General features: G+C 71.4%; 16 protein-coding genes. 5 read left to right on the top strand and 11 right to left on the bottom strand.

Annotated features, from left to right (window positions below):
- Positions 1-17: 17 nt before the first annotated feature.
- The 4 genes from araA to ABXS86_RS13440 form a co-directional block, all read right to left on the bottom strand.
- Positions 18-1,529: an L-arabinose isomerase gene (gene araA, locus ABXS86_RS13455; RefSeq protein ID WP_307213828.1), complete on the bottom strand. Its 1,512-nt coding sequence runs from the start codon at positions 1,527-1,529 to the stop codon at positions 18-20.
- 20 nt (positions 1,530-1,549) lie between these two features.
- Positions 1,550-3,151 (bottom strand): xylulokinase, encoded by a 1,602-nt coding sequence (locus tag ABXS86_RS13450; RefSeq protein ID WP_353664812.1) that lies wholly within the window; start codon positions 3,149-3,151, stop codon positions 1,550-1,552.
- The gene (locus ABXS86_RS13445) at positions 3,148-3,864 is read right to left on the bottom strand and encodes an L-ribulose-5-phosphate 4-epimerase (RefSeq protein WP_307213831.1); all 717 of its coding nucleotides are present in this window, start codon (positions 3,862-3,864) and stop codon (positions 3,148-3,150) included. Before ABXS86_RS13445 ends, ABXS86_RS13450 begins: the two co-directional genes overlap by 4 nt.
- Before the next feature lie 224 nt (positions 3,865-4,088).
- Positions 4,089-5,057 (bottom strand): LacI family DNA-binding transcriptional regulator, encoded by a 969-nt coding sequence (locus tag ABXS86_RS13440; protein ID WP_353664811.1) that lies wholly within the window; start codon positions 5,055-5,057, stop codon positions 4,089-4,091.
- Positions 5,058-5,123: 66 nt separating this feature from the next.
- Here ABXS86_RS13440 and ABXS86_RS13435 point away from each other — a divergent pair, with 66 nt between their 5' ends.
- Positions 5,124-5,876, top strand: coding sequence for a hypothetical protein (locus ABXS86_RS13435; RefSeq protein ID WP_353664810.1), 753 nt, complete (start codon positions 5,124-5,126; stop codon positions 5,874-5,876).
- Between the two features lie 9 nt (positions 5,877-5,885).
- Here ABXS86_RS13435 and ABXS86_RS13430 read toward each other — a convergent pair whose 3' ends face one another.
- The 3 genes from ABXS86_RS13430 to xylA form a co-directional block, all read right to left on the bottom strand.
- Positions 5,886-6,047, bottom strand: coding sequence for a hypothetical protein (locus tag ABXS86_RS13430; protein WP_353664809.1), 162 nt, complete (start codon positions 6,045-6,047; stop codon positions 5,886-5,888).
- Between the two features lie 136 nt (positions 6,048-6,183).
- The gene (xylB, locus tag ABXS86_RS13425; RefSeq protein WP_353664808.1) at positions 6,184-7,575 is read right to left on the bottom strand and encodes a xylulokinase; all 1,392 of its coding nucleotides are present in this window, start codon (positions 7,573-7,575) and stop codon (positions 6,184-6,186) included.
- Between the two features lie 145 nt (positions 7,576-7,720).
- Positions 7,721-8,908, bottom strand: a complete 1,188-nt coding sequence (gene xylA, locus ABXS86_RS13420) for a xylose isomerase (RefSeq protein WP_353664807.1) — start codon at positions 8,906-8,908, stop codon at positions 7,721-7,723.
- A gap of 149 nt (positions 8,909-9,057) precedes the next feature.
- Here xylA and ABXS86_RS13415 point away from each other — a divergent pair, with 149 nt between their 5' ends.
- Positions 9,058-9,261: a type II toxin-antitoxin system VapB family antitoxin gene (locus ABXS86_RS13415; RefSeq protein WP_307213839.1), complete on the top strand. Its 204-nt coding sequence runs from the start codon at positions 9,058-9,060 to the stop codon at positions 9,259-9,261.
- Entirely contained in the window at positions 9,258-9,671 is a 414-nt protein-coding gene (locus ABXS86_RS13410) for a PIN domain-containing protein (protein ID WP_307213841.1), read from the top strand. Before ABXS86_RS13415 ends, ABXS86_RS13410 begins: the two co-directional genes overlap by 4 nt.
- A 12-nt stretch (positions 9,672-9,683) precedes the next feature.
- On the opposite strand, the gene ABXS86_RS13405 is transcribed toward ABXS86_RS13410, so the two are convergent.
- From ABXS86_RS13405 to ABXS86_RS13395, 3 genes are all read right to left on the bottom strand, one after another.
- On the bottom strand, positions 9,684-10,580 hold the full coding sequence (locus ABXS86_RS13405) for a lipase family alpha/beta hydrolase (protein ID WP_353664806.1): 897 nt from the start codon (positions 10,578-10,580) through the stop codon (positions 9,684-9,686).
- A 65-nt stretch (positions 10,581-10,645) separates the two neighbouring features.
- The gene (locus ABXS86_RS13400) at positions 10,646-10,810 is read right to left on the bottom strand and encodes a hypothetical protein (RefSeq protein ID WP_353664805.1); all 165 of its coding nucleotides are present in this window, start codon (positions 10,808-10,810) and stop codon (positions 10,646-10,648) included.
- A gap of 85 nt (positions 10,811-10,895) precedes the next feature.
- Positions 10,896-11,381 (bottom strand): glutathione peroxidase, encoded by a 486-nt coding sequence (locus ABXS86_RS13395; RefSeq protein ID WP_056224130.1) that lies wholly within the window; start codon positions 11,379-11,381, stop codon positions 10,896-10,898.
- A 68-nt stretch (positions 11,382-11,449) separates the two neighbouring features.
- Between ABXS86_RS13395 and ABXS86_RS13390 the strand changes: the two genes are divergently transcribed.
- The gene (locus ABXS86_RS13390) at positions 11,450-12,610 is read left to right on the top strand and encodes an ROK family transcriptional regulator (RefSeq protein ID WP_353664804.1); all 1,161 of its coding nucleotides are present in this window, start codon (positions 11,450-11,452) and stop codon (positions 12,608-12,610) included.
- Between the two features lie 88 nt (positions 12,611-12,698).
- The gene (locus ABXS86_RS13385) at positions 12,699-13,946 is read left to right on the top strand and encodes a D-arabinono-1,4-lactone oxidase (protein WP_353664803.1); all 1,248 of its coding nucleotides are present in this window, start codon (positions 12,699-12,701) and stop codon (positions 13,944-13,946) included.
- Positions 13,947-14,165: 219 nt separating this feature from the next.
- Here ABXS86_RS13385 and ABXS86_RS13380 read toward each other — a convergent pair whose 3' ends face one another.
- Entirely contained in the window at positions 14,166-14,894 is a 729-nt protein-coding gene (locus ABXS86_RS13380) for an SDR family oxidoreductase (RefSeq protein WP_353664802.1), read from the bottom strand.
- Positions 14,895-15,067 lie beyond the last annotated feature (173 nt).

Below are 15,067 nucleotides of genomic sequence, written 5' to 3'. Positions count from 1 at the left end.
TCCCGGGGCGACGGGTCTTACAGGCCCTGGGCCAGGCGGTAGTACGCCTGGTTCCAGCGCAGTTCGCTCTGGAAACCGCGGACCGTGGTGTCGTCGTCGATCACGACGAGTTCGGTCTTGGCGATCTCCGCGAAGTCGCGGAACACCTCGATGCCCACGGCCGTCGTCATAACGGTGTGGTGGGCGGCGCCGGCGGCGAGCCAGCAGCCGGCCGAGGTCGCGAAGTCGGGGGCGGGCTTCCACACCGCGCGGCCCACGGGGAGCTTCGGCAGGTCGGGCGCGTCGACGTTCTCGACGACGTTGGCCACCAGGCGGAAGCGGTCGCGCATGTCGCTCATCGCGACGACCAGCGCGGGGCCGGCGTCGGCGGTGAAGACCAGGCGCACGGGGTCGTCCTTGCCGCCGATGCCCAGCTCGTGGATCTCGAGGCGCGGCTTCTTCGTGGTCAGCGAGGGCGAGACCTCGAGCATGTGCGCCCCGAGGATGCGCTCGTTGCCGGGGACGAGGTCGTAGGTGTAGTCCTCCATGAGCGAGGCACCGCCGGGCAGGCCCGCGCCCATGACGTTGGCGACGCGCACGAGGATCGCGGTCTTCCAGTCGCCCTCGGCGCCGAAGCCGTACCCCTCGGCCATGAGGCGCTGCACCGCGAGACCGGGCAGCTGCTTCAGCGCGCCGAGGTCTTCGAACGAAGTCGTGAAGGCACCGAAGCCGCCCTCCTCGAGGAACGAGCGCAGGCCCAGCTCGATCGCCGCGCCGTCGCGCAGCGACTGGTGACGCGCGCCGCCGGGGAGCAGCTCGTCGACGACGTCGTAGCTGTCGACGTACTCCTGCACGAGGGCGTCGATGTCGGCATCCGATGCCTTCTCCACAGCCTCGACGAGCTCGTTGACGCCCCAGGTGTTGACCTGCACGCCGAAGCGGAGCTCGGCCTCGGTCTTGTCGCCCTCGGTGACGGCGACGTAGCGCATGTTGTCGCCGAAGCGCGCGAGCTTGAGGGTGCGGGCGGCGGTCCAGCCGGCGGCGGCGCGCTCCCAGTCCTCGATCTGCTGGCGCACGGCGGGGTTCGACACGTGGCCGACGACCGTCTTGCGCGAGACGCCGAGGCGCGTCTGGATGTACCCGAACTCGCGGTCGCCGTGGGCGGCCTGGTTGAGGTTCATGAAGTCGAAGTCGATGTCGTTCCACGGCAGCTCGACGTTGGCCTGCGTGTGCAGGTGCAGCAGCGGCTTCTGCAGGGCGTCGAGGCCGGCGATCCACATCTTCGCCGGGCTGAAGGTGTGCATCCACGCGATGACGCCGATTACGTCGTCGCGGCCGTTGATCTCGAGTGCCATGCGGCGGATGCTGTCGGAGTCCTTCAGCACGGGCTTCCAGACGACCTTCACCGGCAGGCCGTTCAGGCCCTCGACGACGGCCTGCGACTGCTCGGCGACCTGCGTGAGCGTCTCTTCGCCGTAGAGGTTCTGGCTACCGGTGACGAACCAGACCTCGTAGCCGTCGAGGTCGTTCTTGAGGGGAGTGCGGGTCATGACTGTTCCTTTTCGGGTGATCAGAGGGATGCCACGGCGGCGGCCTCGACGGCGAGGCCTGCGCGGTAGCGGTCGAGGTAGGACGAGAAACCGGCCACATCAGCGGGTTCGGGGTCGGCGGTGACGATCGGGGCGGTGGCGAACACCGTCTCGCGCAGCCACTGGTCGAGGTCGCGGCCGGAGTCGTCGGCGACGTACGCGGCCAGCACGGCCATGCCCCACGCCCCGCCCTCCGACGCCGTCTCGGCGACCGCGACGGGGGCGTCGAGGGCGGCGGCGAGGAAGCGCTGGGCGACGCCGGCCGTGCGGAACATGCCGCCGTGCGCATACATCTTGTCGAGCTGCACGCCCTCGCCGTGGAGCACGTCCATGCCGAGCGCGAGGGTGCCGAACACGCCGTACAGCTGCGCGCGCATGAAGTTCGGCAGCGTCAGAAGACTGTCGGGGGTGCGCACGACGAGCGGTCGGCCCTCGTCGAGACCCGCGATGGGCTCGCCCGCGAGGTGGTTGTAGGCCAGCAGTCCGCCGGCGTCGGCCTCGCCGTTCAGCGCCGCGTCGAACAGCGCCGCGTAGGTGGCATCCGGGGTCACCGGGGTGCCGGCGGCGGCGGCGAACGCGGTGAACATGTTCGCCCACGCGGCCAACTCGCTCGCACCGTTGTTGCAGTGCACCATCGCGACCGCGTCACCCGAGGGGGTCGTGACGAGGTCGAGCTCGTGGTGCACCTCGGTGAGCGGGCGTTCGAGCACGACCATCGCGAAGATGCTCGTGCCGGCGCTGACGTTTCCGGTGCGGGGAGCCACGGCGCAGGTCGCGACCATGCCGGTGCCCGCGTCGCCCTCCGGAGGAGCGAACGGGATGCCGGGGCGCAGGGTCCCGCTCGGGTCGAGCAGCGTCGCGCCCTCGTCGGTCAGCGCGCCGGCGGCGGTGCCGGCCACGAGCACGCGCGGCAGCAGGTCGTTCAGCGCGGGCACGCGACCCGCGGCGAGCGCGTCGTAGCGCGCAACGAGCTCGGCGTCGTAGTCGCGGGTGGCGGAGTCGATGGGGAACATGCCCGAGGCATCGCCCACGCCGAGCACCTTCTCGCCGGTGAGCTTCCCGTGCACGTACCCGGCGAGGGTGGTGAGGAAGCGGATCTCGGGCACGTGCGGCTCGGCATCGACGACGGCCTGGTGCAGGTGCGCGATCGACCAGCGCAGCGGAATGTTCACGCCCAGCAGCTCGGTGAGCTCGGCGGCGGCGACACCGGTGTTGGTGTTGCGCCACGTGCGGAAGGGCGCGAGCAGCTCGCCGTCGGCGTCGAAGGCCAGGTAGCCGTGCATCATCGCCGAGACACCCATGGCGGCGTAGCGCTCGGGGGCGACGCCGAAGCGCTGCTGCACGTCGGCGACCAGTGCCGCGTAGGCGGCCTGCAGGCCCGACCACACGGCATCCAGCGAGTAGGTCCAGAGCTTGTCGGCGTAGACGTTCTCCCACTCGTGGGAGCCGGTGGCGAGCACCTCGGCGTCGGGGCCGATCAGGCACGCCTTGATGCGCGTGGAGCCGAGTTCGATGCCGAGGCTGGCGCGGCCGTCGGCGATGGCGGCGACGGATGCCGCGGTGTCGGGGGTCTGCGCGTTCATCGGCGGTCGTCCGTGCTCTGTCCGTAGACGTTCTGGTAGCGGTTGTAGAGGGCGTCGATCTTGTCCTGCGGGATCGGGATGAGCGGACCCGCCTCGCGCGCGATGTGCACGGTGCGGGCGACGTCTTCGAGCATGACGGCGGCCTTCACGGCGTCTTTCGCGTTCGTGCCGATCGTGAAGGGGCCGTGGTTCTGCATGATCACGCCGCGCGAGCGGTGGCCGCGCAGGGTCTCGACGATGCCGCGGCCGATCGAGTCGTCGCCGATGATCGCGAAGGGACCGACGGGGATCGGGCCGCCGAACTCGTCGGCCATCGCGGTGATGACGCACGGGATCTCTTCGCCGCGGGCGGCCCAGGCGACGCCGTAGGTGGAGTGCGTGTGCACCACCCCGCCGACCTCGGGCATGTGGCGGTAGACGTAGGCGTGCGCCGCGGTGTCGCTCGAGGGGCTGCGCTCGGAGCCGGGGGTGCCGGGGATCGCGTTGCCGTCGAGGTCGCAGAGGATCATGTTCTCGGGGGCCAGGTCATCGTACGAGACGCCCGAGGGCTTGATGACGAACAGGTCGGCGCCGGGAACGCGGCCCGAGACGTTGCCGCCGGTCCAGACGATGAGGTTGTAGCGCACGAGCTCGGCGTGCAGTTTCGCGACGTCGGCGCGGACGGCGTCGATCGCCTCCTGCACCTCGGGTGCGAACGTGGCGGCAGCGGACACGCGTGTCTCCTTCGACGGGGTCGGGTGGGGCCGGATTCGATGTTACCGGTAACATCGCGTCTTCGCGAGAGGCGGATGCCGGTGGCCCGGCGCGCGGCAGGGCAGCGACGTCGGTGCGGAACTCCGGAGATCCGCGCCGCCGGTTCCGGTCGACCGCTGACGTCGCAGGGCTGCGGCAGCCGGGCCGGTGAGTTCTTCCGGAGTTCGGCCCGGGGTGCGGCCCCTCAGCGCGGCGGAGCCGTGGAAGCGCGCACCACCAGCACCGGTTCGGCCGGGGGTGCCGAGGCGTCGCCCAGCACGGCCGCGACCGCATGCGCGGCCTCGCCCTCGACGTCGAGGCGCACGGTCGTGAGCGCGGGGGTGTAGAACGCGGCATCCGGATTGTCGTCGAATCCCGTGATCGAGACATCGGACGGCACCGCGAGCCCTCGGGCGGTGAGCCCTCCGATGAGACCGAGGGCCATCTGGTCGTTCGCGACGGCGACGGCCGTGACCCCCTCGCGAACGCGGGCGGCGACGGCGTCGGAGAGCGCGAAGCCGGATGCCGCGCTCCAGTCCCCCTCTGCGCGATCGACCAGCTCGAGGTCGAGGCGGGCGACGGCATCCGCGACCCCCGCCGTGCGGGCGAGGGATTCGCGCCAGTCGGAGGGGCCGGCGACCTCGATCATCCGACGGTGTCCGAGGGCGGCGAGGTGGTCGACGACGAGCGCGGCCGCATCGCGCTGGCGGGCCCCGGACTCGCCGTACAGCGGCACGATCGGCACGTCGAACCCGTGCAGGGCGGTGGCGCCGTGGGCGGCGACCAGCACGATCCCATCGACCCCCTGATCGAGCAGGTGGCGCACCGCGGCGTCGATGTCGGCCGGGTCGTCGGAGTCGGTGTACGCGGTGGAGATCCACCGACCCCGCGCCCGCGCGGCCCGTTCGAGGGCGGCGATGCCGGCGGCGGGCCCGTGCAGGACGGCGTCGGATGCCACGACCCCGACCGTGCGCGTGAGGCTCGTGCCCAACGCGCGAGCGGCGTTGTTGACCCGGTAGTCGAGGGCGGCGACCGCGTCGAGAACCCGCTCACGGGTCGCGTCGCGGATGCCGGGATACCCGTTCAGCACACGAGAGACGGTCTGCGTCGAGACGCCCGCGGCGACGGCGACCTCGCGCACGCCGATGCGCTTGCCCCCGACCTCGCCGCTCATGGTGACTCACAGTAGCGGGGCGCAACCCCCTCGCCGCACGCCGCCCTCGCGGGGTGCCATGTGGGCATGACCGCGGACACCGGCATCCCCCGTCTCCCTCGAGCGCCCATCGCGCGAGCCCTCGGCGCGCTGCTCGACGGCGCCTTCGCGGCGATTCGCCTTCTGCGCGCTCCCCGCCCGATCCATTCGCGCGGCGTCGTGTACGAGGGAAGGATCCGCTGGATTCCGGATGCCGTGCCCGCCGACGTGTCGTGGATCGACGACGCCCCGACCGCTGCCATTCCCGTCGTCGCCCGACTGTCGCGCTCGATCAGCCTGCCCGCGCCGCTGCCCGACGTCATCGGCCTCGCGCTGCGGGTCACCCACGACGGGCGTCCGGTCGACATCGAACTGGCGTCGACGGGGTGGGGGATCCCTTCACGCTTCTTCCTCGCGATGCACCGACGCGCCGAGCATGCGCGGTTCGGCACCCTGCTGCCGTACCGGGGCCGACGTGGCGCCGTGCTGCTCGGGGCGCGCACGCGGTCGGGTCGGCCCCGGGCGACCGACCCCCGCGGCCTCGCCTCCGCGACCGAGACGTCACAGGACGCCACCGCCGAGTGGACGCTCACCCTGGGCCATGCGTCTGCGGTGGGGAGGTGGCATCCGTTCGGTGTCGTTGAGTTGACGGTGTCGCCCGACCAGGACGACGCTGGACTGCGGTTCGACGCCGTGCGCCGGCCCCTGCCGGGAACGCGCGCGTACGCGTGGGTCCGGGCGGCGCGTCAACCGTCGTACGAACGGGTGCAGGCAGACGGGACGCCGCTCCGGATGCCGTGAGCGACCCGATCAGCCCGATGCCGCGGGTACGTACCGCGGGATCCCCCCGCTGTCTCCGTCGCGCACCCAGGTCATGCCCTCGGCCTCGAGGAGATCGTCGTGGACGTCGGCGGCGAGATCGATCTCGATCTCGCGGTCGAACGAGGGGGCGTGGAGGCGGATGCACGTCATACGCCGACGCTGCATCCGGCGCGGCCCGTCCGCGAGAAGGTTGACAGGGAGCGCTCCCGCAGAGAGTCCGCCGACGTCCCCCTTACAAGACGCCGACGGACCCGCCTCTACTTTGGCCTATGACTGCGCTGTGTCACTACTCCGTCGCGCGCAGAGCCGCGACGACGTCGTACCGCTCGCGGATCTCCGGGCGGTGGTCGGGTGCCACGGCACGCGTCGTCGCGACGGTCCAGTCGACGGGAGCGCCTGCGAGCACCCCGGCCGCCTGGCGCGCCGCGCCCAGCGCGACGTACTCCCCCGCGGCCGGAACGACGATCTCGGCGTCGAACACCTGCGCGGCGATGCGGGCCACACCCTCGTTCGCCGCGGCACCGCCGATGAGCAGCACGCGGCGCACCTCGACGCCCTGCGCCTGGATCGCCTCGAGGCCGACGGCGAGACCGCTCAACATGCCCTCGATCGCGGCCCGCGCGAGGGACGGGCGGGTGGTGGATGCCAGGGTCAGGCCGGTCAGCGACGCTTGCGCGTGCGGGAGGTTGGGCGTGCGTTCGCCTTCGAACCACGGCACGAGCACCACGCCGCCGGCACCGGGCTCGGCCTCCAGGGCCAGGGCGCCCAGCTCGTCGTGCGAGACCCCGAGCAGTCCCGCGAAGGCGTCGAGCACGCGGGCTGCGTTGAGGGTCGCCACGAGCGGCAGGAAGCGTCCGGTGGCGTCGGCGAAGCCGGCGACCGTGCCCGTCGTGTCGCGGGTGGGCGCGTCGGCGACGGCGAACACCGTGCCGGAGGTGCCGAGCGAGACGACGACGTCGCCCACGCCCGCACCGAGGCCGAGGGCCGCTCCCGCGTTGTCTCCCGCGCCGGGGCCGACGAGGGCGCCGCCGGGCAGCGTCCCGGCGCTCTCCCACGGGCCGAGCACGCGCGGCAGCACGGCATCGTGTCCGAGGGCACGGCGCAACAGGTCGAGGTCATAGCCGTCGGCGCCCCAGTAGGCCGTGCCCGAGGCGTCGGAGCGGTCGGTGACGAGCTCCTCGAGCACGGCGGTGCCGGGACCGAACCCGCGCAGGCGCCAGGTGAGCCAGTCGTGGGGCAGGGCGACGGCGGCGACGCGGGCGGCGTTGTCGGGCTCGGCGTCGCGCAACCAGCGGAGCTTGGTGGCGGTGAAGGAGGCAACCGGCACGACTCCCATCCGCTCGGCGTAGGCCTCGGCGCCCACCTCGTCGATGAGGTCGCGCGCGGCCTGCGCCGACCGGGTGTCGTTCCAGAGCAGGGCGTCGCGGATCACCGCACCCTCGGCGTCGAGCACGACCATGCCGTGCTGCTGCCCCGCGATCGACACCGCGGCGACGTCGTCGAGACCGCCGGCCTGGGCGATGGCATCCTGCAGCGCGCTCCACCAGGCCTCGGGATCGACCGACGTGCCGGCGGGATGCGACGCGCGCCCCTCGCGCACGACCTTCCCCGTCTCGGCGTCGACGACGACGACCTTGCACGACTGCGTCGACGAGTCGACTCCCATGACGAGCGCCATGCTCACTCCTCTTGCTCTCGCCGCAGCAGTGCGGCATCCCGTTCAGTGTCCACGACACGCCGTCTCGCACGAGCGCGTTGCGGCATGTCTTGGACACTCGACGGAAAGAGGGCCCGGATGCCGTGGCATCCGGACCCCTTCCGACTCAGCGCGCGCCGAGCAGGTGCTCGGTGGCGAGCTGCTGCAGGCGCACGAAGCCGAAGCCCTTGCCGCCGAGGTACGCGTCGGTGTCGAAGTCCTCGTAGGCCGAGCGGTCGGCGAGGAAGTCGTCGTAGGTCTCGCCCTCGTTCAGCGTGGGCTGCGAGAGCTCGGCGACCTTGGCGGCCTCGAGCGCCTCCTGCACCTCGGGGTCGGCGCGGAAGGCCGCGGCGCGCTCCTTGAGCAGCAGGTAGGTGTTCATGTTGGCCGAGACCGAGTCCCAGACGCCGGTCTCGTCTTCGGTGCGCGAGGGCTTGTAGTCGAAGTGTCGGGGGCCGTCGTAGGCGGGCACGCCGCCGGGGCCGCCGTTCTCGAGCAGGTCGACGAGGGCGAATGCGTTGTGCAGGTCGCCGTGACCGAAGACGAGGTCCTGGTCGTACTTGATGCCGCGCTGACCGTTGAGGTCGATGTGGAAGAGCTTGCCGTGGTACAGCGCCTGGGCGATGCCGGCGGCGAAGTTCAGACCCGCCATCTGCTCGTGGCCGACCTCGGGGTTCAGGCCCACGAGCTCGGGGCGCTCGAGCGAGTCGATGAACGCGATCGCGTGGCCGAGCGTCGGCAGCAGGATGTCGCCGCGGGGCTCGTTGGGCTTGGGCTCGATGGCGAAGCGGATGTCGTAGCCCTTGTCGGTGACGTAGTCGCCGAGCAGGTTGACGGCCTCGCGGTAGCGCTCGAGCGCCTGGCGGATGTCCTTCGCGGAGTCGTACTCGGCGCCCTCGCGGCCGCCCCACATGACGAAGGTCTTGGCGCCGAGCTCGGCGGCGAGGTCGAGGTTGCGCAGCACCTTGCGCAGCGCGAAACGACGCACCTGACGGTCGTTCGAGGTGAAGCCGCCGTCCTTGAAGACGGGGGCCGAGAAGAGGTTGGTGGTCACCATCGGCGTGATGATGCCGGTGTCGTTCATCGCGCCCTTGAGGCGGTCGATCTGCTTCTGACGCTCGGCGTCGGTGGAGCCGAAGGCGAAGAGGTCGTCGTCGTGGAAGGTCAGGCCGTAGGCGCCGAGCTCGGCGAGCTTCTCGACGGCGTGGACGACGTCGAGGGGCTCACGCGTGGGGCCGCCGAAGGGGTCGGTGCCGTTGTAGCCGACGGTCCAGAGACCGAACGAGAACTTGTCGTCGCGGGTGGGGGTGGGCATTCCTGCTCCTTCGCATGGACGCACGAGCGCGCGGTGGCGCACAGCGGGTTTGTTGGTGATCACAACATATATCCCGGATGCCGCGGCGTCCACCCCCTCTCACCGCTTCGGCCGACATATACTGGGATATATAGCGAAGGGGGCTTCCCATGGCACTCACCAGTGTCGACCTCGACCCACGACTCATCGAACGCGCGCGGATCCTCACCGGAGAACCCTCGAATCGCGCGGTCCTCGACCTCGCCCTCCGCCGTCTCATCGCTTCCAAGCAGAAGGACGCGATGATCGCCGGAATCGCCGGACTGACAGACCTCGAGGCCGGGCTCGATTCGCCTGTCGCTCGGACGTCGTGACGGACTACCTCGTCGACAACTCGGTCTGGGCGCGCTTGGCCTCAGGCGACCCGGCCATTCGCGACCGCCTGGAACGCATCGCCCGATCCCCTTCCGACCTGTTCGTGACGTGCCCGCCGCAGGTGGTGGAGTTCTGCCACAGCGCCCGCTCGCCCGAGGAGCACGCGCACTACCTCGAGCAGATCTCGCTGGGATTCCCTCTCGAACGGGCACCGGACGAGACGCTCGCCGTCGGCATCCAGTCCGCACTCTGGAACGCCGGCCTCGTGCGTGCCGCGGGCACCGTCGACATCCTGATCGCGGCGTACGCCATCGCGAACGACGCGACCGTCCTCAGCGCCGATCGCGACTTCGAACACATCGCCGCGGTAAGCGATCTGGCGTACGAATACGTCGCGCAGACGAACTGAGTCACGCTCGGATCACCGCCGAAGAGCGGCGTCGACCACGTCGAAGACCCGCGGATCCCACGTCAGCGCGCGCTCCCACGGCAGGCCGAACCCGTCGGCGAAGAAGATGCTGTGCACGTGGTCGGGAAAGGAATGCCGATCGACGCGGGGAACGACGGCCGCGGGCACGTCGTCGGCGCGACCGCTGCGCAGGGACACGAGCCCGTCGTGCGGCCAGAGCTGCGTGGGCTCGGTGGCGGCGGCGAAGTACCCCGCCCCGATCGCCGTGACCGCGACGTCGTCGAGCACTCCGGCCTGCGCCTCGTTCCAGGTGCGCAGGAACCGCCGCGACACCTGCTCGGCGGCCCCTTGGGAGTTCGCGGCGGCATAGGCCCGCGCCTGATCGAGGATCGTCGTGGTGGCCGGGTCGCCGTGCGCGTCGGCATCGGTGATGTCGCCCGCGACGGCGTCGCCGAGGACCGCGCCGTCCCAGGGCGTGCCGAGGGTCACGAGGTGATCCACCCGCGGGCCCACCCCGGCCAGCTCCCGGATCGCGGCCCGCGAGAACAGACCGCCCATGGAGTGCGCGACGAGATCGACACTCGAGACGGCGTACTCGGCGGAGAGCCAGCGGAGGAATGCGGCGAGCGCCACGCCCGCGCCATCGACCGCGCCGACGGCGTTGATGGTCAGCTCGGCGGGCAGCACGACCGGGACGTCGCCGAAGCCCTGCCACCCGGCATCCGCCTCGACCGTCCCCGCGCCGATGCGGGCGGGAGCGGTGAACACCTGTCGCCCGGCCGCACGGTAGTGCTCGCGGAGGGCGGTGAGCGTGTTGCCTGCCGCGAGCCCCGAAGCGGCACCCCGGTCGGTGTCGGTGAACGGGGTGACGGCGGCGCCGCCGGAGACGAGAACGAGGGCATCGGCCACGGCAACTCCTCAGAGGGTCGGATGCCGCTCAGGTTAGGGCACACCCCCGACATCACGGGCGTGGGTCAGCGGCGCGAGCGTCTCCGCCGGATCGTGTCGGCGGCGACGCCGATCGTCAGGCCCACAGCCGCACCCAGCAACACGCCGAGTGCGAGATTGTCGAAGCCGAACACTCCCGCTGCGGCGCCCACGGGCAAGCCGAAGACGATGCCGAGAGCAATCGGGTTCACGGCGGACGATCTGTCGGGATCGGGGGGGAGCCATGTCGTCACGGTACCGACGAGGCGTTCCGTGCCGCCTCCCCCGCAGGGGGGATCAGGCCGGGAGCGCGTCCTCGATCGCGGCGACGACCTCGGGGGCGTCGGGCAGCGTCCGCGGGCTGAAGCGGGTCACCCGACCGTCGGGGGCGACGACGAACTTCTCGAAGTTCCACGAGATGCGGCCGGTCTTGCCCTCGGCATCCGGAGTCGTCGTGAGTTCCTTGTACAGGGGGTGGGCGCTGCGTCCGTTGATCTTCACCTTCTCCGACATCGGGAATGTCACGCCCCACGTCGCGGAGCAGTACTCGGCGATCTTGTCCTCGTCGCTGAGCTCCTGCAGGAACTGGTTGCTGGGGAAGCCGATCACCGTGAAACCGCGGTCGGCGTACTTCTTGTGCAGTGCCTCGAGTGCCTCGTACTGCGGGGCGAGACCGCATCGCGAGGCGACGTTCACCACGAGGGCGGCCTTGCCGTCGGTCAGCTCGCCGAAGGTCGTCTGCTCGCCGCGGATGGTCGTGATGGGGATGCCGGAAAGGTCCATGCTCCGATCCTGGCACCAGGCGGTTGTGGTCGGGGTGGGAATCGCTCCCGCCGTGGCACAGTGGTCGGATGGTCACCGCGGGAAGCCGGGGCGATGGCATGCGCCGCGCCAATCTGGCCCTCGTGCTGCGCACCGTGCACCGTGAGGGACCGCGCTCGCGCGCCGCGCTGACCGAGGCGACGGGCCTGAACCGCTCGACCATCGCCGACCTCGTGGGCGAATTGCAGCGCGCGGGACTCGTCGTCGAGCGGGCATCCGAGGCGCAGGGCCGGGTCGGCCGCCCCTCCCCCATCGTCGAGCCCGACCCGCGCGTCGTCGCGATCGCCGTGAACCCCGAGGTCGACGCGCTCGACATCGGAGCGGTCGCCCTGGACGGGTCGATCGTCGCGCGCGAACGCCTCGATCAGTCGACGCTGCTCACGCCCGAGCGCACGGCCGAGCTCGTCGGCATCCGCCTCGATTCCTGGCGCCGCGGGCCGCTCGCCGACTCCCGTCTCATCGGCGTGGGGGTCGCCGTCCCCGGTCCGGTGCGCGCCTCCGACGGGCTTGTACGCGAAGCCCCGCACCTCGGGTGGATCGACGCCGCCCTGGCCGGTCTGATGACGGGTGCCACGGGCCTGCCCACCCACGTCGCCAACGACGCGGCGCTGGGTGCCGTGGCCGAGCACCTGTTCGGAGCCGCACGCGGCGCGCACGACGTCGTCTACCTCAACGGCGGTGCGAGCGGTATCGGCGGGGCGGTGATCGTCGGGGGGATGCCGCTGGGCGGGGCGGGCGGCTACGCCGGGGAGTTCGGGCAGAACAGACCCGGCATCGCCGATCCCGACGACCGTCGCGCGCCCGAGGGGGTGCTCGAAGACGAGGTCAGCCGATCGCTGCTGCTGCGCGCGCTCGGCATCGACGGCGCCGACGACGCGACCCTCGCGGCGGCGCTCACCCGCAGCAACGATGCAGCGGTGCGGGCGGAGACCGATCGACAGCGCCGGATCCTCGCCACCGCCCTCGCCAACGCCGCGAACGTGATGAACCCCGCGGTCATCGTGCTGGGCGGGTTCCTCGCCATCCTCGGCGACCTCGACCTGCCCGGTCTCGACGCCGCGGTGCGCGCGCAGACCATCCCCGCGTGCGCGGAGGGTCTGCGACTGGCCGCCGCCGCGCTCGGCGAGAACCGTCTGCTGGTTGGCGCGGCCGAGGCCGTGTTCGAGGCCGCGCTCTTCCCGGCCCGCTGAGCGCGGAACACATCCCGAAACCCTCCGCCCGGGCCCCGACGTCGGAGGTCCGGGGCAGGATGGGTGAGCGACGACGCGAGGAGAACCGATGATCGAGACACGTTCCGCCGGAGCCACCTGGTCGGGCAACCACCAGTACCGTGCCCGCGAGGTGCTGCTGCCCACCGGGCCCGACGATCTGGCCGAGGTCGTGGCATCCGCCGATCATCTCCGCGTGCAGGCGACCCGCCACACGTTCAACGACGTCGCCGACAGCGAGGCCACCCTCGTGTCGCTCGAGAAGATGCCCACGCGCATCGACATCTCCGGCGACCGGGTGCGCGTCGAGGGGCTCCTGACCTTCGCCCAGCTGGCTCCCGTGCTCGAAGCCGAGGGTCGGGCGCTGCACAACCTCGGTTCACTCCCCCACATCTCCGTGGCCGGCGCGACGGCGACCGGCACCCACGGTTCGGGGGTCCGCAACGGCAATCTCTCGAGCGCCGTGACGGGCGTCGAGCTGATGGATGCCGAGGGCCGCACGCACCGCATCGACGACACCCACCCGTGGTTCGGCGCCGCCGCCCTCAGCATCGGCGCCCTGGGCGTGGTGACCGCCCTCGAGCTGCGCACCGAGCCGACCTACTCCGTCACGCAGCAGGCGTACACCGGGGTCGCCTGGGCCGACATCATCGCCGACCCGATCGCCGTGCTCGGCGGCTCACGCAGCGTCAGCATCTTCACGACCTGGGGAGACCCCGCGCACGACCTGGTCTGGGCCAAGAGCGACACGGGCTCGCCGACCTGGGTCGAAGAGCTCGGCGGCACCGCCGCCGGCGACGAGATCCACCTCGGCAGCATCCGCACCGTCGACAACACGACGCCGCGCGGAACCTCCGGCCCGTGGCACACGCGCCTGCCGCACTTCCGCGCCGACGCTCTCCCCAGCGACGGCGACGAGATCCAGTCGGAGTACTTCGTTCCGCTGACCTCGGCGACCGAGGCCCTCGCGGCCGTGCGCGAGATCGCCCCGGGCTTCGCCGAGCACCTCCTGGTGACCGAGCTGCGCACGGTCGCCGCCGACGAGCTGTGGCTGAGCCCCGCCTTTCAGCGCGACGTCCTCGCGATCCACTTCACGTGGCGCAACGACACCGCGGGGGTGCTGTCGGCCCTTCCGCACATCGAGTCCGCCCTCGCGCCGTTCGACGCGCGGCCGCACTGGGGCAAGGCGTTCACCATGCCCGGCGAGCGGATCCTCGCGACGCTGGCGCGCGCGCACGATTTCGACGCGGTCGCCCGCGAGGCCGACCCGCGCGGCGTCTTCCGCAACGCCTACCTGCGGCGCATCTTCGGCGACTGAGTGGCCGGTGGCTTCGACAGGCTCAGCCACCTTTCGCGTGGTCGGAGGCCCGGCCCAGGTCCCTGAGCCTCACCCAGGTCCCTGAGCGTGTCGAAGGGACCGGAACCCGCGTACCGCCCAGGTCCCTGAGCCTGTCGAAGGGACCGGAGCCCTCGCCTCGGGAACACCTCACCACGAGACGGCGCCGCCCACCGCGGCGCCGCCTCACGGCATCCGGGATCAGCGGCTGGAGTAGCCGCCGTCGATGGGGAGCGAGACGCCCGAGATCATTCCCGCGCCGTCGCCGAGAAGGAACACGATCGGGGCCGCGATGTCGTCTTCGGTGGCCCACTTGTGCAGCGGCATGGCCTCGAGGAAGGGGCCCTCGATGTCGGGACGCCCCCAGTACCAAGCCGACATCGGGGTCATGACGACCGTGGGGTTCACGCTGTTGACGCGGATGCCGTAGCCGCCGAGCTCGAGGGCGGAGACCCGCGTGATGTTGTCGAGGGCGGCCTTCGACGATCCGTACGAGATGTGACCCGAGAGGGCGACGAGGCTCGCCTGGCTCGAGACGTTGACGATCGCCCCGCCCTTGCCGACGCGGATCATCTCGCGCGAGGCGTACTTGGTGACCAGAAGCGAGCCGCGGGCGTTGATGCGCATGACCTTGTCGAAGACGTCGATGTCGGTGTCCATCGGGGTCGCGATCTCGCCGCCCCAGCCGCCGCAGTTGACGACGCCGTAGATGTCGCGACCCTCGATGGCCGCGCGGATCTCGTCTTCGGATTCGAGGTCGAACACGACGGGCTCGGCGCCGGTCTCGGCGCTGATCGCAGCGACGCTGTCGGCGTCGCGGCCGGCGGCGAGGACCGTCGCGCCGGCGGCGACGAGGTGACGAACGGTCGCCCCGCCGATGCCGCCACCGGCTCCGGTGACGAGGATGGCGCGGTCGGTGAATTCGGTCATGGGTGGGCTCTTTCGCGGGTCCGGGAGTCGAGGACGACGGCAGTGTCGTCGGGGCCCATGATAACCACAGAATCACGCGGATGACTTCGGTGTCATGACGAATTGATCACGGACCTTGACACCGGTGTCACGGTGGGCTTACCGTAACCGGAGTTCGACCGGTGGACACCCCC

The sequence above is a fragment of the Microbacterium sp. che218 genome (genome assembly GCF_040436305.1).
Lineage (GTDB): Bacteria > Actinomycetota > Actinomycetes > Actinomycetales > Microbacteriaceae > Microbacterium > Microbacterium algihabitans.
This window is presented reverse-complemented; position numbering and strand designations above follow the sequence as displayed.

Bases quoted from the DNA above. Each gene is read 5' to 3' on its own strand.
- ABXS86_RS13395 (WP_056224130.1), bottom strand. From the start codon at position 11,381: ATGGACCTTTCCGGCATCCCCATCACGACCATCCGCGGCGAGCAGACG.
- ABXS86_RS13385 (WP_353664803.1), top strand. From the start codon at position 12,699: ATGATCGAGACACGTTCCGCCGGAGCCACCTGGTCGGGCAACCACCAG.
- xylA (WP_353664807.1), bottom strand. From the start codon at position 8,908: ATGCCCACCCCCACCCGCGACGACAAGTTCTCGTTCGGTCTCTGGACC.
- ABXS86_RS13390 (WP_353664804.1), top strand. From the start codon at position 11,450: ATGGTCACCGCGGGAAGCCGGGGCGATGGCATGCGCCGCGCCAATCTG.
- ABXS86_RS13415 (WP_307213839.1), top strand. From the start codon at position 9,058: ATGGCACTCACCAGTGTCGACCTCGACCCACGACTCATCGAACGCGCG.
- ABXS86_RS13380 (WP_353664802.1), bottom strand. From the start codon at position 14,894: ATGACCGAATTCACCGACCGCGCCATCCTCGTCACCGGAGCCGGTGGC.
- xylB (WP_353664808.1), bottom strand. From the start codon at position 7,575: ATGGCGCTCGTCATGGGAGTCGACTCGTCGACGCAGTCGTGCAAGGTC.
- ABXS86_RS13440 (WP_353664811.1), bottom strand. From the start codon at position 5,057: ATGAGCGGCGAGGTCGGGGGCAAGCGCATCGGCGTGCGCGAGGTCGCC.
- ABXS86_RS13435 (WP_353664810.1), top strand. From the start codon at position 5,124: ATGACCGCGGACACCGGCATCCCCCGTCTCCCTCGAGCGCCCATCGCG.
- araA (WP_307213828.1), bottom strand. From the start codon at position 1,529: ATGACCCGCACTCCCCTCAAGAACGACCTCGACGGCTACGAGGTCTGG.
- ABXS86_RS13450 (WP_353664812.1), bottom strand. From the start codon at position 3,151: ATGAACGCGCAGACCCCCGACACCGCGGCATCCGTCGCCGCCATCGCC.
- ABXS86_RS13430 (WP_353664809.1), bottom strand. From the start codon at position 6,047: ATGACGTGCATCCGCCTCCACGCCCCCTCGTTCGACCGCGAGATCGAG.